14 protein-coding genes are annotated in these 23229 nt (G+C 32.9%); 9 read left to right on the plus strand and 5 right to left on the minus strand.

Translation table 11 applies throughout. The features are described from left to right. Window positions 1-35: 35 nt before the first annotated feature. From AAGD29_RS05775 to AAGD29_RS05785, 3 genes are all read right to left on the minus strand, one after another. Window positions 36-9272 (minus strand): hypothetical protein, encoded by a 9237-nt coding sequence (locus AAGD29_RS05775; RefSeq protein ID WP_341757414.1) that lies wholly within the window; start codon window positions 9270-9272, stop codon window positions 36-38. Window positions 9273-9452: 180 nt separating this feature from the next. Continuing rightward, window positions 9453-13562: a tetratricopeptide repeat protein gene (locus AAGD29_RS05780; protein WP_341757415.1), complete on the minus strand. Its 4110-nt coding sequence runs from the start codon at window positions 13560-13562 to the stop codon at window positions 9453-9455. A gap of 38 nt (window positions 13563-13600) precedes the next feature. Beyond that, window positions 13601-13801, minus strand: coding sequence for a hypothetical protein (locus AAGD29_RS05785; RefSeq protein ID WP_341757416.1), 201 nt, complete (start codon window positions 13799-13801; stop codon window positions 13601-13603). 298 nt (window positions 13802-14099) lie between these two features. On the opposite strand from AAGD29_RS05785, the gene AAGD29_RS05790 reads away from it, so the two are divergent. Then, window positions 14100-14477 (plus strand): hypothetical protein, encoded by a 378-nt coding sequence (locus tag AAGD29_RS05790; RefSeq protein ID WP_341757417.1) that lies wholly within the window; start codon window positions 14100-14102, stop codon window positions 14475-14477. Between the two features lie 569 nt (window positions 14478-15046). Further along, window positions 15047-16126, plus strand: coding sequence for a reverse transcriptase domain-containing protein (locus tag AAGD29_RS05795; protein ID WP_341757418.1), 1080 nt, complete (start codon window positions 15047-15049; stop codon window positions 16124-16126). Here AAGD29_RS05795 and AAGD29_RS05800 read toward each other — a convergent pair. Next, window positions 16082-16246 carry a hypothetical protein gene (locus AAGD29_RS05800; RefSeq protein WP_341757419.1) on the minus strand — a complete coding sequence of 55 codons (165 nt, stop codon included), beginning with the start codon at window positions 16244-16246 and terminating at the stop codon, window positions 16082-16084. The genes AAGD29_RS05795 and AAGD29_RS05800 overlap by 45 nt on opposite strands. Before the next feature lie 10 nt (window positions 16247-16256). On the opposite strand from AAGD29_RS05800, the gene AAGD29_RS05805 reads away from it, so the two are divergent. The 7 genes from AAGD29_RS05805 (at window position 16257) to AAGD29_RS05835 (ending at window position 21740) form a co-directional block, all read left to right on the plus strand. After that, entirely contained in the window at window positions 16257-16730 is a 474-nt protein-coding gene (locus AAGD29_RS05805) for a group II intron maturase-specific domain-containing protein (RefSeq protein ID WP_341758764.1), read from the plus strand. Window positions 16731-16783: 53 nt separating this feature from the next. Then, on the plus strand, window positions 16784-17173 hold the full coding sequence (locus tag AAGD29_RS05810; protein ID WP_341757420.1) for a hypothetical protein: 390 nt from the start codon (window positions 16784-16786) through the stop codon (window positions 17171-17173). 401 nt (window positions 17174-17574) lie between these two features. After that, a complete protein-coding gene (locus tag AAGD29_RS05815) occupies window positions 17575-18483 on the plus strand; it encodes a hypothetical protein (protein WP_341757421.1) in 909 nt (302 codons plus the stop codon). Beyond that, window positions 18470-18811 (plus strand): hypothetical protein, encoded by a 342-nt coding sequence (locus AAGD29_RS05820; protein ID WP_341757422.1) that lies wholly within the window; start codon window positions 18470-18472, stop codon window positions 18809-18811. The genes AAGD29_RS05815 and AAGD29_RS05820 overlap by 14 nt, the downstream gene beginning before the upstream one ends. 631 nt (window positions 18812-19442) lie before the next feature. Next, window positions 19443-20057: a MobA/MobL family protein gene (locus AAGD29_RS05825; protein ID WP_341757423.1), complete on the plus strand. Its 615-nt coding sequence runs from the start codon at window positions 19443-19445 to the stop codon at window positions 20055-20057. Beyond that, window positions 20015-21493: an AAA family ATPase gene (locus AAGD29_RS05830; protein WP_341757424.1), complete on the plus strand. Its 1479-nt coding sequence runs from the start codon at window positions 20015-20017 to the stop codon at window positions 21491-21493. Before AAGD29_RS05825 ends, AAGD29_RS05830 begins: the two co-directional genes overlap by 43 nt. A 31-nt stretch (window positions 21494-21524) precedes the next feature. Next, the gene (locus AAGD29_RS05835) at window positions 21525-21740 is read left to right on the plus strand and encodes an AAA family ATPase (RefSeq protein ID WP_341757425.1); all 216 of its coding nucleotides are present in this window, start codon (window positions 21525-21527) and stop codon (window positions 21738-21740) included. Here the strand turns inward: AAGD29_RS05835 and AAGD29_RS05840 are convergent. Further along, window positions 21714-23165, minus strand: coding sequence for an IS4 family transposase (locus AAGD29_RS05840; RefSeq protein WP_341757292.1), 1452 nt, complete (start codon window positions 23163-23165; stop codon window positions 21714-21716). The two genes, AAGD29_RS05835 and AAGD29_RS05840, sit on opposite strands and share 27 nt — an antisense overlap. Between the last annotated feature and the right edge of the window lie 64 nt (window positions 23166-23229).

The following is a 23229-nucleotide window of genomic DNA, read 5'->3' on the forward strand; positions in this document are numbered from 1 at the left end:
TATATATGAATTATCATTTTATATGCTCATACTACTTACATGTAATAAATTTCTTGAGCAATATTTCCCATTAGATAATCATTTAATACACAGTCTTGATCATCTTGCCTAAATAACTCTATAGAACCTCTTGTTAAAGAGTTGTTTGTATCTGTGACATCATTTTTTTCTATTGATCCACCATCAACTTCTGTTTGAATCTCTTCAATATGCCCCTGAATTAATCCTATAGAATCCTGAACTATCTCAATACACAACTTAAATCTAACATCTTTACTTAAACACCATCCTTCGTGGAAACTAGCTTGAGCTGCCTTATAAAATTCTAAAGCTTGTTGATATTTCCTTAATATTTCATGATAAACTTCTTGATCAACAGTTAATTCATTAGCTTCCTTTTGTAGATCGTAAGCTATATTAGCTAATTCCACACCTTCACTAAATAAACTATTACCTTCTATTTTTAAGCTTGTTATATCCAAGGCATGCTTATAAGCAATATTAGTTGGTGATAATTCGACAGCTACTTTATATAATTGTAGTGATTTTGCAAACTTCTGCTCTGCTTCTACCGATCTATCATCGTTTTCATCATTTTCAGCTTCCCAAGCTTCATTACCTAGTATATTCCCTTGGTTATAGGCAAAAAATGCTTTCTGTTCTCTGATAAGATCATCGTTGATAGAGTTCTTATTACTATTTGTATTAAGATCTTTATCTTTTTTGAATAATTTTGTATCTTCTGTCGTTATGGAGATTGGAGATGAATATTCTATAGAATAAGCAATTAATGCTTGCTCTTTATTACTAACGGCACTATCCATTTCTTCTATATCAGTAGAATTATAAATATTAGGTTGATTAATATTAGAAGCACTAAAATCAACATATACATCAATAGGTTGAAGCTGATTCCTAATAACTGCATTATCTACCATTATACGATCTGAATCATATGCTAAATCATTTTTTCTATAGTTGTGGTCATTTACAGCATTCTTAATATTGACTGGATGATAATCTACGGATATTAATTTTCCTTCCACCGTGGCAACTCCTAGTTGAATTTCTTCCTCATTTAGTAGATTGATGTAAGGAATATCAGTAGCATGCACATTTATGCTAGTACTCCCTAATTGTATATTCTCTAAAGGATAAGTAGCAATCACGTCTCTGAATTGATAAGTAATCATACTACCATTACTAGTACTAATTTCTTTAGTTTCTAACTGTCTATAATCCTTTAGTGCTTCTTCTATAAGTTGTGAGTGAAAGGGAATTGCTTCTTCTTGTGATAAACGCTCTCCTGTCAAATATAACATAAAATTTTCAATTACTTCAGGACCACAATTAGTATATTGTTGTGTTAGTACTGGCAATTGTTCTACCGCTATATTAAAAGCAACAAGTTTATTTTCTAGTTGTTTAGGTATAGTATTATTCTCCGGATCGATATAAAAAGCCTTTATACTATTATCTTGCTGTTTTACCAACATCACTCCTACCGCATGTTTGTTATATAGAGCTAGAGGAACTAATATAATATCTGCATCGATTTTATTTAGCTCAAAAAATATGCTGTATATATTGGTATAATCTTCTTGATATATATAGCCTTCTAACGTAGTTACTCTAGTAAGATTTTGCTTAGCAAGCCTTAATCTCAATATTCTTTGCATTCCATCTAAAGTATATTGAGTAAAATAGCAATGGATACGATTTATGTGTATTGGTTGCAAATGGTGCAGACCATTTAATTGCTCTTCCTTTGTATCTTTTTTCTTTGGATTGTGTTGAGAGAGGTCTACCACTCTATTATATTCCTTCAATGTATTTTGTATGCCTTGTCTCGCTACATTTTGTAGCATATCAATTCCTGTTGTATTCGTAGTACTATTTGATTGTAAAGATTCTAACGACTTTGTTACATATTTTTGCTGATAAGTTTCTATATCTGAGATTTTTGCACCGTTATTGATAAACTCTTCATACACCTTATACCCGATATTATCTCTTGCTCTATCAAATTTTCCACTATTATTTATAGCATGAGGCATAATATTTGTTCTTGCAGTTATATGTTTTATATGTCCAATATCTTTTTCACTACAACTACTACGTATCTTTGGAATATTTATCTCTACATTAAATCCAATGGTATGAGATGCATCTGTTTTATTACAATCCTTTATTTCAAGATTAACTAAGTTCTCCAGTTCTGTATCATTTTGTTTTGATCTTGTTCCTCGGTTAATTTGTAATGTTGATCCCTTTTTTACCACAAACTCAACATCTGGATTTTCCGATTTTAGCTTTGCAGAATAAACAATTAGATCAAAAAAATCATTTGTTCCATCAGCATAATGCTTTATCATAGCATCTTTTATTGTCATATTTTTTGTAGCACTATAACGATTATTATCATCAGGCACATTTGTTCTTCCAAATTTTATCCCATCACCTTGTCCAACATAACTAATTGGATGCGTGGCTCTTACAATTCGATTTAGATTACATTTATGTTGGATATCTTGCAAAGTTGAGGCATTAACATTTTTTGGTATTATAAACTCTGCTTTGGTGTAACCATGCTTCTGCTTATATTGATCTAAAGGTATTTTTTGTCCACCTTCCTTGACCATAAGGCAATCACCTTCCATAGTAACACCTATTGCATGACTAAGTAGCTGATTACCGCTTAGGCATACTACCGCTCTATCTGAATCTTGTTTTGCAAATTGTACTTGTACATCTTCTGTGCTGCAGGAAGTAACATCTATCCCATTTTGGATAAATAGTTGTTTTGTATCTTCAATGCTTGCTCCATCTCCTGATGCGACTAAATTCGTAGCATCAGCAAGTTGTTTACTACCCTTATCACTATCTAATCCTAATGTTTCTGATACTGCATCATGTACACATTTTGTATCTGCTGCTTTGGCTGTGTCATCTGCAGTATCAATCTGATTCAATTTTTGTCTCATATCAGCAACAGCCTTTTCATCGACTTTTTTCTCTTGGTATGCTTTATATCCTCTATATATAGCTTTAGGTAATGTTACAACTACTTTACCAGTAATCGCAACTATTTTACCATATATAATAACTGATACTGGCTCGCTTATTTGAGTTATAATAGTTTCAATCAACTTGTTCCTATCACTACCATTATTATTAGCTTGTTGATTAGATAAGTGAGCTAGGTTAGTAATAAATTTATTACATATTGTATTTGTACATGTTGCAATATCAATACCAGATAATATAGATTCAAAAGCAAGAGTAGCTAATTGCATTTTCCAATTACTCGAATGTCTTAATATTCCAAGACCAATCTCCTTACTAACATGCTTAATATCTTCCTCTAAGCTAGTGTTGAATAATTGTGCAATAGCTTGATTTATTAACTCTGGAGTTAATAAGATCCCTTTTTGAGTTCCATTTTGATATTCGTCTTTTATTTTGCAACTAACAGCATTATGAACCTGTTCTTTTATTATAGGTTGTAATCCAGTCATCAGATTATTTAAGCTAGCAATCACTATCTTTTCCATAGCCACAGAAATTACCACGCCTTTGAGTGTACCGACCGCTGATTGCTTGACAATCTGAGTAACCATTTGACCGCGAGATATTACCGCATCTGAAAATTTTAGTGCCTTCTGATTTAGTGCCTTCTGAAATTGCTGAAATTGTTGCAATTTATTTACATCTTTTAACTGAGTTAGGTGTTTAGCTTGCTCTACGGCTGTTTTTCTAGCAAACTCTATCTTTTCTATCATTAGTTCCAAATATATCGCTAATTTATCTAGTTGATTGCCTAAAAACTTACATATTCCTGCAAAAGGTCCTTTGATTGACCTTAATTTTGTTGCTAAACTACGACAAGCATTCATTGCTTTATTTAAAATTTTAGTACTACTCATTATGGCACCTATACCCATAGTTAATATAGTTATACCATAGCTAATTACCTTGCCCTTGGTATAATCCTTCGCATTAAAAGCAGATTGTCCTTGTTGTATTAATGCGGTAATAATATCAGTTATACCCTCTGAAATCATCGCACCAGCAAGTGGACCATTCACTGGTAATAACACAGGAAATACCGCAGCACTTGCAAGTAGTGCAAAAGCACCCCCTATTTGTATCTGGGCACCGGTTATTACTTCTTCATGTACATCATGGATTTTGCGTAATTGATATACTGAACTCGTACCCACATACTCAAGCTCATCAACCGATCTGTCTGTTATATGCTTTTTAAGTGCATTTTGAGAATCTAACTTACTTAAATATTTTGGTACTTTAACATCAATAATAACACCATCATTTGGTCCAATGGAGTCCTTAGGATTCTCTAATTTTTCTTCTCCCTTTATCTGTTTTATTAAACTTTCTATATTTCCTTTATAAGCACCTAAACATAACAACCTTGCTTGTAAGTGTTTTACAAAAAGATTTGGGTTACCTACAACACCCTGATCTTGCTGATCATTGATGGTGCTAGTAGGCTCTTGTTCTTGCTTAATAATTATTGATGCTAAAATCGATTCTTCTTGTTGGGCATCATTTGTATTCTTGCCTTCAATTAACTCCTTTAAATAATCATGCTCTATTGTTAATGTTATTGCTGCTTTTTGAAGATTTTCAATGGCATGTTTTTTGTAATCTGGGCAGCCACTTTCTAAAGGATAAAAGAAGATTTTCGCTACTACTTTCTTATATCTTTTTAAAACTTGCCCACCATCTTCTATTGCTATTTCAAATAATTTAATATATGCAGAATATAATAATTCGCTGTTCTCACTAATATCAAGGGCATGCTCAAGTTCTAACTTAGCTTTTTCTCTATTTGCTTTATCAGTACTATTTTCTAAATATCTTTCAGATAAACAAATACTATAAAAAGGATTATGGCTTATAGTACCATTAATTATTGGTTTCGCTTCCGTTTGAAATTTATTATATTCTTGCTCTACAGCCTTTAAAAGATAATCTTCTTTTTTTGTTAACCAAGATCGTTGTTTAGCTATGATTTGTTTAATGTTTTCTGCTGTATATGCTTGCTTTTCTAGCCAAAAAGCCCATCTTTCTTTAAGGTCTCTTAAAACATATGTCCATTTTATTACATCAGTTCCTATGCCAATTTTATGCTTTTCTTTTAATGTCCCATATTGTGATGAAAATTTATTAAATAACTGCCCCTTGAATTCTAATTCAGTTATCTTATTATCGGCTATGTCATTTATACGCATAGTTTCTAATTCATCTCTACATTGAATAATTTCATCAAAGTCTATATTTTCAGTATTATTTACTGTAATACCTAATGCTTCTACCTCACTTATTCTGACAATAATCTGACCAGTACCTTTATTACCTTGTCTTCCAGTTCTACCTAAACCCTGATCCTCAACTCTTTTGTTGCATGGTAAAAAAGCTTCTATAACATGTAAACCACTGTTACTTTCTAAATTAGCACTAGTTTTAAAATCCGTTCCTCTTCCAGCTAAATTTGTAGCTATTACTATATCACAGACATCTAATATATTTTCCGTAATATGGACATCAGTCTCATCTATATATTTAAGAATTTTGGGAGTCAACCCAGCTGATTTTGCCTCCCTATCTATCTCTTTAGCTATTATTTCAACATCTAAAATACTTGTACACACTATTAAGACTGCTCTTGGTGTCTTGATTTCGCTTATTTCAACTTGTTGTTTTTCTTCAAGATATTGATATTCTTTCTGAACTCTTGTTAATTCCCCCAGAGCCGCTATGGCTACATCGTTGACAAATTGATCATCTGCAGATACTTTGCCTGGAAATTGTATAAACTGCTTAGGTTTAAATGGGGGAATAACAGAGAATCCAAGATTAAATACCGATCCAAGTAGATTTCTTTCTGGCTCAGATCCTAAGGTGCCAGTAACGCCAGATAATTTACTACCATATTTTTTGATATAATCTAAATTTGAAACGTAGCAACTAGTTAGGCTCTCATATGTTAAGCATAAATTATGCTTAATTTGTAAAAATTGGTGTAATCCATTAGACAATATAGTGTTTTTCATAGAAACACCGGTATTTTGATTATCTACTGGGGTTATAATATTTTCACCATCTTTGTCTTTGCTTATCTTATATTCTACATTTTCGTTATATTGATACTTTGCAGTAAATGCGTGTTCTATCCATCTTTCTATACTATCTTCTGCATATTGATGTAAATGTTTTGCTAATATCTTTTTGTTGATTAAATGATCTTTCTGATTCTTGATCTGTTTTTTGATCTCATCTAAAAATGATTCTCTAAGACTATCTTCGTATTCTTCATATTTGAGTTGTTTTTCATCATCATTAGTTTTAGAGTCATTGGCTAATTCATCAGCTTTAGTCTGTAACTTTGCTAATATTTGTTGTGTTACTTGCTCCTCGGTTTTAGCTAGTGCAACCCAGATATTAATATAAACATATCTTAAGCTCTCCATTCCAGGAAATGGACCGGATAATTTTGCTATATTACTCCCTTGATCTATTAGTAAACTATCTATTTCATCTAACATGACCCAAATATTATTAAAGTCTATATCTCCTAAAGTCTTTAATTGTTCAAATGAATCCCTTAGCCAATCAAATTGAAAACTGGTTATACTGCCATATACTATATCTTTACTATAACAGGTTCTAGGACCATCAGTGTACTTATCATCAGGATTATTGTCTGCTGTAGTAATATTTAATAAGTCATAGAATAATTTCTTGTCTTTGACTCCATCAGCAGCAAGCACATTATTGCTAGTAATTACATGTCCTTTATATCCTTGCATCACCTTCAACGCTGCTATAACCGAAATTATTGTTGTCTTACCTTCGCCTGTATTGATTTGACTAATATGACCCTTGGTATTTGTTTGTATAAAAATTAAAACTACAGCTTTTTGAGTATTACGTAGTCTATGACCAGCAGTTGCAAGCTCATTAGCTCTGTCCATTACAGCTATTGCTTCACATATTTTTTCTCCTGCTTCTATACTATCACCGAAATTCTTGCTTAATTGCCCTTTATGCTGATTAGACCAGCTTTTTAATTCATCTACTCCCCAATCCTTTAACTTTAATTTATCATAATATTCATCTATCTTATGAATATAAGACTCTATCTCATCCTTCTTCTGGCTTATAGTATCTTCTATATCAACCTCAACCAGAGAATTATAATGATTACCAGTATATTGGAGATTTACAATTTTCTTGACAGTGGAATCCGCATCTTGTGGAGCATTATATGTTCCATGCATACCGTCTTGGTAATATATTCTTAGGGTAATATCTAATGCTTGGACTAATGCTCCAATCATTCTAGAATCAGCCCATGCTCCTTCTTCGCTATGAGATGCTATATATTGATCAATTGTATGTATATTTGACGGTAAATCACGATGTAATAAATCTGTATTTTGGGCTTGTAATCTCTCTTCAAGATACTTACCAAATTCTTGCTCTTTATTTTTTTCTATATAATCTATAGTTAATGCCCTGAGGTCTTGATGAGTATAACAGGCTTCTGATTGATTATTTGCTTCATTGTTTTTTATTTTTATATCAAGTCTTCTGAGCTGATCTGCAACAGCAGAATAAAAACAATTACCATCTCCTTCGATTATTACTAGATTAAAGTTTTTGCCGTCTTTCATTGATATATCATTATCAGTCAATTTCAGCTTTGTTATTATAGTGCTTAGATCATCGACATTGCTATCTTGCTTCAAATTAGCTTTGCTATATGACTTATTTTGTAATGAATGAGATATTCTTATATTTTGGACTTGATCTTGAGTGGTAAAAGCTATTTCCCCAAATTCACCTTTAAATAATCTGATTAATTCAGTTATACCATCTTTACCTTCATCATTAGCTTCTTTAACTTTTAGTGCCATAATCTCTAAGTTATTTATAGTCATAGGACCACAACTAGCATCATCCTTTTGTTCAACTTGTGAGTGCCTGATAAACTCCACATTGTTATTGTAGTACTCATTAAATAGAGTTTCAATGGCTTCAGAGCTATTATTCCAATCTCCTTTAGAATCCTTATATAATATTGTAACTATCTCTCCTCGTTTTACTAGAACAATAGCTACCCAGTGCATTCCACTTTTATCTTTATTTGCACTCCCTCCTATATTATAACTGATGTATCTAGGATGATTCTCTATTAACGATTCTATAGATGGTAAAGTTTTTATACCATCCTCAGTGAGTCTATTTGAAAATTGAGTATCAAAATTTACGCCATATTTCTCTAACCGGCGACCATATGAGTTCATATCTTCGTCAGTGTACCAGTAGTTATCTTCTATAAAATTAACAGTCTTTTGTGCCTTAGTTATATTGCTTGCATTAAAATAGCCTTTTAACTTTTTTATTGATTCTAAAGATAAACCTAGTTTACCTGCAATAATCTCTATTTGGCAATCTAGCTCTTCACATCTTTCAAGGTCATTTAGCATCTCAAAGATTCTCTTGATCTTATCACTTTGTTTAGGATATTTTTTTTCAAATGGTAGCAGCGTATCGTCAGTTTTTTGTTCTTCTTCTTGAGTATTTACCGTAGTACCACTTGCATTCTGATTTTTTAGCTCAATATAGTTTTTATCCATAGTCTTATATAACTCAGAGTCGAAAGATGCTAACATTTTTTCATGTATTTTCTTTAAGTCTACCAAACGTGGATCATCTTCCGTACTATCGTCAATATCCCAATCTTCAAAATTAATTTCCTGAAGTTGATTACGAGCAGACATAAACTCATACGAGACTTCGGGTAATTCATTGATAAATTGTTGAAATTCCCTTAAAAAACAACCCTCTTGATCCTCTAACTTATTTTCTTTAATTAAATAAGAAAAAATTTGTTGCTTAGCTAGCTTAAAAGATTCATCCCATTTATTTTCTTGAATAAGAGTTCTTTTATTTTGTAGTGTACTCCTAACATTATCATAGGCTTGTTTCTCTATTATATTGCTATCATTCTCAATCTCAAACTCATGATTATTATGTTTTAAACATAATAATGTTCTCTCTACATTTAGTTTGATGGTAATGGTTCTTGGTGGAGAGGAAGGAATCTTATTGAATGTTCTAGAATCAAAAATAAATTTATAAGGTTCTAAAGCTTTGAGTAAAGAATTTAGTTCTTCTGACAATTGAGCTTTATCGGCTGGATTAATTTGGGACTCTTGTTCTAATTTTTGTTTGGTCATGAAGTTTACCTTTTGATAAATTATGGATTTAGTCGCAACAGTATAATTGAGATTAAGTACCTCTATATAATTAATTTCTTCTTATTTTAATTCTCCAAAGTTGAGCTTCGTAAAAAGTATCTAATAAAGTTTATAACTTCGCTAAATACTTCTATCTCCTTAACTCTGCTATGTGGTATGTCATAAATTCTCCATATCGTAATTAATAGAACCACTGAGGTTTGTACATTCACTAAATGAGCTGTCTACATCATCATAGTTTGTGACGAATGCCCTATCATTGCAAGCACTATCTGTAGTTTTTTTAGATAAAGTAGTTAGAGTTGACCTCATATCTTTATCTTGAGGAGTATTAATATCAGCCAATATTAAACTTTGTTCCCATAATGAGGAATGAAGGTAAATAGCAGATTCTTGGTCCGTCCTAGATCCAGTTATATATAGTACGATATTTTCAATTAGCTCAGAACCACAATTATTATACCGTTGCTGTTCTACTGCAATTTCTCTAAAAGAGATTTTGTAGTTAGGATGGATAACTTTAAAAACATCTAAAATATATTCACTTAATCCTTCCAAACTTGAGTTTTCTGAATCTAAATAACTTACTATAATTCCATCCAAGCTATGTTCACTAATCAAGCCTACCCAATGATTAATATTGCTTCCTATATTAATGTTTTGTGCTGTAACAAGTAATGGAATTACGGTAATTTCATTTTCATTAGTTGCACACACCAGTTGGTTTGCCACATCATGTAAATTAATTCCACTAATTTCGGTATCTGTAACATTAGAAGGTAATAACTTGATTTGCTTTGTATTTTCTTCTTCTATAGATGAAATTCTGAGTTGTAAAATCTCATTCATTCCATTCATTAGATATGTTTCAACTATAGGAGTGATTAATGGATCTCGTAGTGCTAGAGCATTTCCACCATGTTCTAACTGCCTCTCTTGTGCTAGTGTTTCAAATACTTTCGTCTCTATTTCCTGGTCGATTTCCTTAACTCGAATTGCAATTAATTCTATATTTACATCATTATTACCTGCCTCATTCTCATCATCTATAACATTTAACTTTTCCTCTAATGATTCTAATTCTTGCTCTAACTTTGGATCGGTAATATTTAGTTTTTTTAATACCTTAATTTCGGTTTCTATTAAGTTCATAATTGCAGTTCTGAGGTCATTTATATCTTCTCGATTAATTGACTCTAATTGACTATTCATTTCCTTTCTAGCTATTCTTAAGCATACTATATGAAACCTACTTACAATCTCGGAATCACTTCCATATCCTTCATCTATCATTCTCTCTAATTTATCAGCAAATTCTTTTAACTCACTATCAGTAATATCTTGGGTTAACATAAGGCTAAAGTCTGTGAACACAGACTTATATTTAGCTTTGTCTATATTAGCCTTATATTTATTATACTGATTGCTAACCTTGGATTTATTAGATGCTTCTTGATATTTACTTTGAGCTTCACCATATTTGCCTTGCTTAAATAAATTATCTCCCTGAGAGTTTAAGTCTATTGCATCTAGTTCTGCTTTAGCTTTATTACTGCAAGCAGTATATGTCGTCTTATTAGCAGCAACTGAGGATTTATCGTAGGCTTGCTGGTATTTAACTTTCGCACCATCATATCTACCAGCATTAAATTCTTTATCTCCTAGTTCTTTTAAACCTATAGCATCTAGTTCTGCTTTAACTTTATTACTGCAAGTAGTATATGTCGTCTTATTAGTAGCAACTGAGGATTTATCGTAGGCTTGCTGATATTTAACTTTTGCACCATCATATCTACCAGCGTTAAATTCTTTATCTCCTAGTTCTTTTAAACCTATAGCATCTAGTTCTGCTTTAGCTTTATTACTGCAAGCAGTATATGTCGTCTTATTAGCAGCAACTGAGGATTTATCGTAGGCTTGCTGGTATTTAACTTTCGCACCATCATATCTACCAGCATTAAATTCTTTATCTCCTAGTTCTTTTAAACCTATAGCATCTAGTTCTGCTTTAACTTTATTACTGCAAGTAGTATATGTCGTCTTATTAGTAGCAACTGAGGATTTATCGTAGGCTTGCTGATATTTAACTTTTGCACCATCATATCTACCAGCGTTAAATTCTTTATCTCCTAGTTCTTTTAAACCTATAGCATCTAGTTCTGCTTTAGTTTTATTACTGCAAGTAGTATATGTCGTCTTATTAGCAGCAACTGAGGATTTATCGTAGGCTTGCTGATATTTAACTTTTGCACCATCATATCTACCAGCGTTAAATTCTTTATCTCCCAGTTCTTTTAAACCTATAGCATCTAGTTCTGCTTTAGCTTTATTACTGCAAGCAGTATATGTCGTCTTATTAGCAGCAACTGAGGATTTATCGTAGGCTTGCTGGTATTTAACTTTCGCACCATCATATCTACCAGCATTAAATTCTTTATCTCCTAGTTCTTTTAAACCTATAGCATCTAGTTCTGCTTTAACTTTATTACTGCAAGTAGTATATGTCGTCTTATTAGTAGCAACTGAGGATTTATCGTAGGCTTGCTGATATTTAACTTTTGCACCATCATATCTACCAGCGTTAAATTCTTTATCTCCTAGTTCTTTTAAACCTATAGCATCTAGTTCTGCTTTAGCTTTATTACTGCAAGCAGTATATGTCGTCTTATTAGCAGCAACTGAGGATTTATCGTAGGCTTGCTGGTATTTAACTTTCGCACCATCATATCTACCAGCATTAAATTCTTTATCTCCTAGTTCTTTTAAACCTATAGCATCTAGTTCTGCTTTAACTTTATTACTGCAAGTAGTATATGTCGTCTTATTAGTAGCAACTGAGGATTTATCGTAGGCTTGCTGATATTTAACTTTTGCACCATCATATCTACCAGCGTTAAATTCTTTATCTCCTAGTTCTTTTAAACCTATAGCATCTAGTTCTGCTTTAGCTTTATTACTGCAAGCAGTATATGTCGTCTTATTAGCAGCAACTGAGGATTTATCGTAGGCTTGCTGGTATTTAACTTTCGCACCATCATATCTACCAGCATTAAATTCTTTATCTCCTAGTTCTTTTAAACCTATAGCATCTAGTTCTGCTTTAACTTTATTACTGCAAGTAGTATATGTCGTCTTATTAGTAGCAACTGAGGATTTATCGTAGGCTTGCTGATATTTAACTTTTGCACCATCATATCTACCAGCGTTAAATTCTTTATCTCCTAGTTCTTTTAAACCTATAGCATCTAGTTCTGCTTTAGTTTTATTACTGCAAGTAGTATATGTCGTCTTATTAGCAGCAACTGAGGATTTATCGTAGGCTTGCTGATATTTAACTTTTGCACCATCATATCTACCAGCGTTAAATTCTTTATCTCCCAGTTCTTTTAAACCTATAGCATCTAGTTCTGCTTTAGCTTTATTACTGCAAGTAGTATATGTCGTCTTATTAGCAGCAACTGAGGATTTATCGTAGGCTTGCTGGTATTTAACTTTTGCACCATCATATCTACCAGCGTTAAATTCTTTATCTCCTAGTTCTTTTAAACCTATTGCATCTATTTCAGTTTGGGCTTTATCTCTATTAGCCTTATATGTATTATACTCTTTGCTAACCTGCGATTTATCATAAGCTTCTTGATATTTACTTTGTGCCTCGCTATATTTGCCTTGACTAAATAAATTATTTCCCTGAGAGTTTAAGTTTATTGCATCTACTTCAGTTTTAGCTTTATTTTCATTATCCTTATAGATATCATAATTTGCCTTGTTATTTGAGTGTGTGTAAGCATTACTAAAATATTCCCTTGCTTCATTAAATTTACCACTATCAAATAATTGTCTTCCTATGTCATTTAGTTTTGATGCAGCTACCTCTTTATCGTGGCTAAGGCATTCACCGGTTTTACTATCAAAATATAAACTACACCATTTAGACACATCAGTTATTTTACCCGCAATCTTCGATGCACCCCAGACGAGGATACCAGCTATAGGAATCCAGTTTATATGCTTTGATACACCCCACCAATATCTTACCTCTTGTAATCCACAACTTGGAGACAATTTTTCACTGTCACCACTTTCACCATTAGGATATGGCCCCTTATACCCTTGTAAAACCCAAGTGCTGTCCCAGCATATATTACCCTTTGGTATAGAATTTAGAAATTGTTTTTTTAGACCTGAAGAGGGCAGACTATTGTAAAATTTACTGAAATTTCCTTTATCTAAATCACTTTCATAAAAATAGTATAGATCATTAGGCATATAGTTAAACCTGTTAAATTAGATGACAAAAAACATAATCATTCGTTAGTTTCTATTATCTTAGTTGAAAGCATAAATATTTTATAAGGTTTAAGTCTAGAAAAAGTTTCTTCAACCTTGAGTCTATTACCGTATTTTAGGTAATACGATAAATTTAGCATTTCTTGTATTTGTAACAAGGCAAAACAGCAAGCAGAAAAACTACACCTTAGGCAAGAACTCAATAATATTGATGACAAAAAAAACTATTAAAGCTTTATTATAAAAAAGTTAACTGAATTTTACTATAACTATTTATCCCCTAACTATAACAATAATTTCAGTCAATATCTCCGTTTTACCGCAAATCTATCGAATTTCAAAAAAAACACCCTAGGTGCTAAAACTTCTCTGGACTCTATTAGTGATGAGGGTAATATATTAGTAGTGACCCACGTGGTGTGGTGTCAATCACCGAGGTTAGAAGCAAAGAATCGGAAAATTTTTAAATCTAACCTCAGTGTCTATTTTTTATAGTCAAAAAACAGGAGTAATTGTATGGTGAGCAATATTAAAAATCAACAAAAAAATAATAAACAAGATAAATTAACAAGTGATATTTCTTTTGAACTAGAACAAGCTAAGAAAAAACTACAAGTTGGTGAAAAATTGACCTATCTAAATCTTAGCAACCATAATATTGGTAGTAATATCAAGCTACTTAGCAAAGCTTTAAAAAATAGTGAAATGGTAACCTACCTAAATCTTCATAATAGTAATATTGACGATGAGGGAGCAAAGATAGTTGCAAAGTTTTTGCAAAACAACAACATAGTAACTCGAATAGATATAAGCAACAATAATATTAGTTATGAAGGAACAAAACATCTTGTTAAAGCGTTAAATATTAATAACTGCGACACGAGGCTATGTTAAGGAGTTGTCCTCCGCTTCAGAGAGGACCATTCGTACCACCGGATGATGCTAGGGGTCTGAATAAAGCAGCGACCCTGACAAAGTAACGAAACATAAGCAATTATGTGGGGACTGAATCGCGAGAAGATGTTCCTCCTGATAACGACATATTGGGTGAGTGCAAGCAAGCCGGTATGGTGAAGGCAACTGAATCTGTGATAAAGATCATAACTATAAACAAGTGAAAGTCGTTGATACACTTGAACCAAAAATGGTAATGGAAATCGGAGCAATGCATTTATTATGCATTCTCGTGGTCATTATATTTCCCGGTCGAAAGCAGACACCTAACCCGGCATACTTCTAACATGGAACGTGGAAACCCTGTACGATTCCTAAAGAGCAATCTTTAGGAATGCATCTCGTGAGGGATACTGATAATCGTGCAGGTTTGGGATGCTGGAAAAAGCTAATGCTGCTTTGTAATGAGGCAGATACTGGTCAAATGATCAGACACGAAAGTGTGCCTACGTCCAGCTGGTTCTAGATAGCAAGAAAATTTGGAGAATCGAAATAATGAAGAAACGCAAATGACAGAAATAGCAATATTTACTGATGCCTCTTCAGCTCTTACAGCTAAAACATGGGATGATCTCTCATGGCAGAAGATTGATAAGCAAGTAACTCGACTACAAATGCGTATTGCTAAGGCAGAACGAGAAGGGAAGAAAGGTAGGGTGAAAGCCTTGCAGAGAATCCTGACTTGCTCATTTTATGCTAAATGTTTAGCGGTAAAAAGAGTTGTACTCAATAAAGGTGGCAAAACACCTGGTGTTGATGGTATTATTTGGAAAACATCAAAACAGAAAATACAAGCTGCTCTATCACTTAAGCGACATGGATATAAACCATTACCGTCAAGGAGGATATATGCGTCTAAGAAGCAACAAGGAAAATTTAGACCAATTTCAATCCCAACTATGAGAGATAAAGCAATGCAAGCCCTGTGGCACATAGCTTTACTACCAATAGCAGAAGAAAGAGCTGACTTAAATTCCTACGGCTTCAGACCGAAAAGATCCACGAAAGATGCAAGTGAACAATGCTTTACTGTACTATCTAGAAAGCGATCTGCTGAATGGATTTTTGAGGGGGACATACATGCCTGCTTTGATAAAATCTCACATCAATGGCTACTAGAAAATATTCCTATGGATAAACAAATCCTTAGGAAATTTCTAAAAGCTGGATTTATGGAAAAGCAAAGGTTATATCCCACAGAGCTTGGAACTGGTCAAGGAAGTATTATTTCGCCAACTTTAGCATTGATGGCATTATCTGGAATCGAACAGAAAATCAGAAGCAGCAATATAAGAATGAGAGTCAAAGAAAAGATCAACTTTATCTCTTATGCGGATGATTTTGTTATTACAGGAAGTTCACCTGAAGTGCTAAAAGAAAAGGTAATACCAATTGTAATAGAATTCCTAGCAGAAAGAGGATTAGAGCTATCGCAAGAGAAATCTAAAATAACCCACATCGACGAAGGTTTTAATTTTTTAGGTTTTAATGTATACTCGATGAAAATCAACAATTGCGTTGTTGTTGTCCAAGACCTGCGGTGCTCACGTACTAATGTACGCTGTGCTCCTCGGCTTGGACACTCCTAGCACTTGTTGATTTTGATCTTCGTCTACCAACTCTTCATTTACGAGCAGTATACGTAAGTATAAAGGAAAACTATTAATAAAACCTGCAAAGGAAAATATTAAAGTATTTCTAAAGGACATTAGGAGTAAAATTAAAGATAATTATTCAGCAAAGACAGAAGATTTGATAAACCTATTAAACCCTAAAATAAGGGGATGGGCTAATTATTTTCGTAATGCTGTGTCGTCGAGGGCTTTCTCATATGTGGATTACATGGTTTATACAATACTTAAGTCCTGGATATTACGAAGACACCCTAATAAAAGTAAATCTTGGACTACTAAGAAATACTACATTAGACGTGGGCTAAATAATTGGAATTTTCATGCTATGGTTAAAGATAAGAAAGGAAATAAAATTCCTCTCTACCTATACAAAGCAAGTGAAACTTCTATAAGACGGCACATTAAAATCAGGAGTGAAGTAAGTCCATTTAATCCTGTGTTTAAAGATTACTTTAAACACAGGGATAAGACGGACAATATTAGACTAACAGTGGATGATCTTAGTCCTGAGTTGAGTATAAAACTGCTGGGTGGCAATGCTGCCTTACCTAGAACTTGAGCCGTGTGCAATAAAAGTTGCAAGCACGGTTCTTAGAGGACTGACTCTCAGTAATGAGAGTTGGTTACTCGGCTACTTTGGACGAGATAAACCTTGCACATAATGATATTAGCGATCAAGGAGCAGACATACTAGCTGAATTTTTAGCAAATAATAGGACTCTCAAGCGAATACATCTCAATGATAATTATATTGGTGCTAAGGGGACTTTTCAACTTTGCAAGGCTTTAGAATTTAATAGGACTCTAACCGAAATAACGCTTGGTTACACTTTTTTGTATCATAATGATGCAGAGGAGCTTATAAAAAGTCTAAAGAATAAAAAGATTGTCAGCAAAATAATGATAAGTTTTTATGGCCACGAAAAATATGATATTAATTCTAATTATTCTAAACTATCAGAGTTATTAATCGAGGCTTTAAGAGATAAATACATAGAATAAATATAAACTAGATATAGATTCCTCTACTTTTTCAGTTAGTCTTGTATTGTTATTTTCCTGAAGACTAACTGAAATCCAAATTTATTGATTTTATTGACGTCATTACCGAGCTTACTTACCTTGGTCAATCTCAGATAAAAAATCTAAAATAATTAACCCCTAACTATAACAATAATTTTACCCACTGTCTCCGTTTTACCGCAGACTTATCAAATTTCATAAAAAAACACCCTAGGTGCTAAAACTTCTCTGGACTCTGTTAGTGATGAGGGTAATATATTAGTAGTGACACACGTGGTGTGGTGTTCAAGCACCGAGGTTAGAAGCAAAGAATCAGAAAATTTTTAAAATCTAACCCCCGTGCCACTATTTTCTAAAAGAAAAAAACAGGAGCTAATTGTATGGTGACCAATATTAAAAATCAACCACAAAATAACAAACAAGTTAAATTAACAAGTGATATTTCTTTTGCACTAAAACAAGCTAAGAAAAAACTACAAGCTGATGAAAAATTAACCTACTTAAATCTTAGCAACCATAATATTGGTAGTAGTGGTGGTATCAAGCTACTTAGCAAAGCTTTAGAAAATAATAAAACGCTAACCCACATAAATCTTCGTAATAGTAATATTGACGATGAGGGAGCAAAGATAGTTGCGAAGTTGTTGCAAAACAACAACACAGTAACCCGAGTAGATTTAAGCAACAATAAAATTGGTGATATAGGTATGCATAGGCTTGCCGAAGCCCTAGAAAACAATAATAGTGTAAGTCATATAGATATGTGCCATAACGAGATTACTAGTAGGGGAGCTATTCGATTTGCCAAAGTTCTAAAAATAAATAAAAATTTATGTCAAATACAGCTGGCAGCAAATAATATTGCCAAAAATGGGGGATTTATGCTTGCGGAAAGTTTGGAGAACAATAATAATATAACGGCAATAAACCTTAGTGAAAATCATATTGGAAATTGGGGAGCTGGGGAACTTGCTAGGGTTCTAAGACATAATAACTCTGTAAAATACCTAGATCTTAGAGATATTGATATAGGGGATTGTGGAATAAAGTCGTTAAGTAGTATGTTACGGTATAACGATACTATAACCCATATTAATCTTGCTGGAAACTATATTTGGCCAAAAGGAGCTGAGATACTTAGTAAAGATTTAGAGTATAATGAGACTGTAACCAACATAAATCTTGGTGAAAGCAATATTGGCTATAAAGGAGTAAAGTACCTTGTTAAAGCGTTAGAGTATAATAATACTTTGGACGAAATAGACCTTGAACATAATGATATTGGCTGAATTTTTAGCAAATAATAGAACCCTTAAGCGATTACATATTAATGGTAATAATATTGGTAATGAGGGGGCTTTACAACTTTTCAAGGCTTTAGAAATTAATAGGACTCTAAGCGAAATAACACTTGGTCACAATATTTTTAGTCATAAAGTAGCAAAGAAACTTGTAAAAATTCTAAGTAATAAAAATATTGTCAGCAAAATAATGGTGAGTTTTGGCGGCAATGAAAATTATGATGTTAATCTTAATAATATTGATCCTAAACTAAAGTTATTAATTGAAAATCTAGAGAACAACTATATAGAAACTAATGGTATAACTATAAACTAGAAAAAATTCCACTACTTTTTCAGTTAGTCTTGATATTGTTATTTTTCTTAAAGACTAACTGAAAATTTTATTGACTGGTTTTATTAACGTCATTACCGAGCTTACTTACCTTGGTCAATCTCAGATAAAAAATCTAAAATAACCAACTCAAAAGGAGTCTTGTACGAGTTCAATCTACCTTGTTAAGCAGTTTTATATTATTACAAAAACATTAAATATTTTCAATATATCTATAATTTTTTGCCTTTTTAAACAAAGAAGTATTTTTATTAAATTTTCTGACCAATTTTCACGCTTGCAGTTATTATTACAAAAAGCTTATTTTTAATAAAGTAATTTGTAATACATTTAACTTACTACCAGTTCAATAAAATTATAGCTACTTTTTCTTAAATTTATACAGTTCGTTTATTTTACAATCAATTAATATTTTCCACCTATAGCTATTTTTTAGATAAACCATTTTCTCTTTTCTTCACCCACCTATCCTACCTAAACAACCCACTTAAGGAGCATTCTGCTGCCTATATAAAGCTTGCCAATAAAATAAACTATGTAGTTACAAGTTAGGTTTTAGCATTTGCTTTTGGAATCCCTCTACCCGCACTTGGGCAAACTAGGTAAACCTAGTTTGCCTGCGCTCAAAGATTCAGTTTTTGTCATTGCTATTACCCAAAACTTACAGCTTATAGCGGTAATAGCAATGGCAATATATCACTGTAATAAATCAGAAGTACGAAGAAGCAAAGGACAAAATGCAGTTGCAGCAAGTAGCTATATTTCAAGAAGTAAATTGCAGTTTTTTACAACTGACCGTAAAACAGGAGAAAAGCGTACTGTTACCTATAATTTTAGCAGCAAGAAAGGACTTGTTCATAGCGTAATTCTAGCTCCAGAGGGAGCTCCTAGTTGGGTGTATGATAGACAAGAATTATGGAATAGAGCAGAAAGTAGTGAAACAAGAGAAAATGCTGAGACTGCTAGAAAGCTGACCATAGCCTTACCAAAGGAATTAACTCAACAACAGAATACTGAACTTACCGAACACTTTGCTTCTGAGTGCCTAGTTAGCCATGGCATGATAGCAGATATAAACATTCATTATGACAATCCAAATAATCCTCATGCCCACATTCAGATGACTACTAGAAAACTACTACGTTTAGAAAATGGCGAAGTAATTTTTGGTGAGAAAGGACGTGAATGGGGAAGAAGAAATTTTTATATTATTATCGGGAAAATGTAGCCTATTTCATCAACCAATATTTAGAAAAATATGGTCATTTAGCTAAGGTATCACATTTATCGCATAAAGCAAGAGGAATTGATTTAATACCGACTATCCATGAAGGAACAGCGTGGTATATAAAAGACTCGAAGCTAAAATTAGCAAATGTGCAAATACTAAAAGAAAATGCTACAAAGATTAAAGAAGATATAGAATTAGTTTTTCAGAAATTATCAATTAACAAGCCAGTTTTTACTAAGGAAGAAATTGCTATAGCATTAGCCGATACGTTAGCTATAGATTTGGAGTTAGGTCAAGCAGAAAAACAAATGGAAAATAGTGCAGATGGTAGTATTGATAAGCAAAAATTTCAACAAAATTTAAGAGAGCTAAGCAAGCAATTAGTACAAGAGAATATTCAGGAAGATATTGCTATAGATACAACTATTGTAACAGAGCCTAGTAGTAAGCAAGATAGCGGCGTACCTAGTACGGAAGATACTATTAATATTGCTACTATTAGTAGCGTTGACAATAGCAGTGATAATAGTGTTACTGATAATAATAGTCCAGTATTATCAGATATAGAACTATTGAATCAAGAATATTCTACTGAATTTATGTTGCTCTATAGTAAATTGCTGGCGTCTGATAAGATTAGTTTAATAAATCTTAGTGATTTAAAAGGTCGTACCTTATACGCATTAACCAAAAGGGCAGAGTTAGAGCAAAGATTTATTGGGATAGTAGAGGAGTTACAGCATAGTGAGAAACATAATCTGTCTATTGATGATGGAGCAATAGATAAGCTTTCTATAGGGAAGAAATTAATTGCTATTATTCGGCAAGTTGGTGTTGCTGTGCAGGAAGTGGTAAACAACAAAACAGGGCTAAAGATAGAGTTAATTGATAAACAATGCGAGCCTTTAACAAATGAGCAACGTAAAGCAGTAAGAGAAATTGTCAATGGTAAAGATATCAGCGTATTAGAAGGATATCCTGGAACTGGTAAGACTTTTGTCATGCGGGAAATAGTATCTCAGTATAACAAGGCGGGTTACAGGGTAATAGGAACAGCCCCAAGTAGTACCGCTGCACAAGTTCTAGCAAGTAGTACGGGTATTGAATCAAAGAATATAGCACTACTGCGTAAAGAATGGCAAGAAGCTAAGGGGCAAACGTTTGAGTTAGTGCTGCGTTCTGATTATTATAAGGAAATAGAATATCAACATCAAGACAGAATAGAGAGTAGTTTGAGTTCGTATCAAAATATTAGTGGAGAGTTAGATGATAAGACCATATTAATCATAGATGAAGCTAGTATGGTCGAATTGGCAAATATGGACTATTTACTAAGTATACTGCTCGTAAATGAAGAGTTGGTAGACGAAGATCAAAATCAACAAGTGCTAGGAGTGTCCAAGCCGAGGAGCACAGCGTACATTAGTACGTGAGCACCGCAGGTCTTGGACAACAACAACGCAATTGTTGATTTTCATCGAGTATACAGTATTAAAGTCAGGGTCAAAAGCGATAATAGTGGGTGATAATAATCAGTTTGCTGCAGTTGGTATGGCTGGGGCTTTTAAGAAGATATGCACTGTTGCAAAGGTAAGTACATTAACTGAAGTGATGCGTCATAAACACCAAGACGACTGGACTATGAGCTTACTATTACCCACAAATATTAGAGTTAGCTAATTGATAACCTTGAACTAGATCAAATAACCGTTGCCATCCTCTCCACAATACAATAGGACCAGGCTCTAGATCATTTTTTCTTGCTAAATACCCACCCAATTTAGCAACCCATATTATAGCATTTTTTATTGTAGGAATTGTATTATTAGGGGGAGCTGCTTTGTGTATCTTTACATACAAAACTCGCCATTCTTCTTCAGCTAATATTACACTACATGGTAGATTAGGATTAGTTCTGCCAATTAAAGTAATAAAAAAAATTCTCCAAGCAATTATGCTCATGATTGTCAAGTATTTTATTAATCTTTCTCCTGTTGCAAGTCTACATTGTTCAACCCTAAATCCAGATTTTAAAATTTTATGAAAAATTTCAATTCTCCATCTTAAACAATACCATCTTACTTTCTCTATAGCTTCTTCAAAATTATTGATAACTATATTGGTTAGTAACATCCATTCTAATGGTGTTGTTCCACTAGGGGGACGACGCTCAATAACATTGATGGCATATACTGGTAAATTTGGCAATGTTTCTGTTTTATGTCTTACATTGTTTACAGGAGGATTCATTATAAATTTTCCAAATCTAACTTCCAAATGTCTAATCCTATTAGCTTTATTTTCTTGACTAGTATCTTTAACTGCTATTTCTCCAGCACACTGGAAACCCGATACTACCTTCCACAAATATTGTCTATCTTTTTTGGAATATTTTGACTTTTTATTTATTTCTCTATCCTGTGCAGCTCTAACTAAAACTTTAGATTTCTGAGCTTGTGCCAATTCAAAAAAATCATATATATCAGCTTCTCTATCACAAACAGTTATAATTTGGGTATTACTATTATTCGTTGCATTAATAGTGTTCTGTAATGCATTAAGCCACTTCATACTTTCTTTATCTTTAATATGTACCGCATTACCATGACTAGTTTTTTTTAACTGTTGTATTTCTTCAGGCACTGCTGGTCTATTGTGAATCTTTTGATCCAACAACCCAAGTGCTAATCCATTGGTAGCAACCGCAAAGGCAGTATGCATTATCAGACCTTTACATTCAATATTTTTAACATTCTTTCCCTCTTTTCTTGATAACACACCCAATCCAGTAGTTTTTTTATGACTAGTATATGTGATATAACTAGTATCTTGTATAACAAGAACTTTATCATGCTCTTTGATTCTTTCTACTGCTTTAGCAATATGGGCTTCTAATATTTTTGATTCCTTAACATTATCGTTTTTAAAAAAACGATATGCTGCTTTTGTTTCTGCCCAATTTCCACATGCTTGATTAATTGAGCTTTCAGGTATATTTGCAAAATTATCAGCTATCTTTATTAACCTATTTGTCAGCCTTTTATCACCCAAAATAGCTCCACTAAATTCCTCGGTCAAATAATTATTTATTATTTCTTGACTCATACTATACCTCTACAATGTAATATTTTAATTGCAAATCAGTATATTATTTTTACTTCTTTTTCAC

This window comes from Candidatus Tisiphia endosymbiont of Ditula angustiorana (assembly GCF_964026425.1).
GTDB lineage: Bacteria > Pseudomonadota > Alphaproteobacteria > Rickettsiales > Rickettsiaceae > Tisiphia.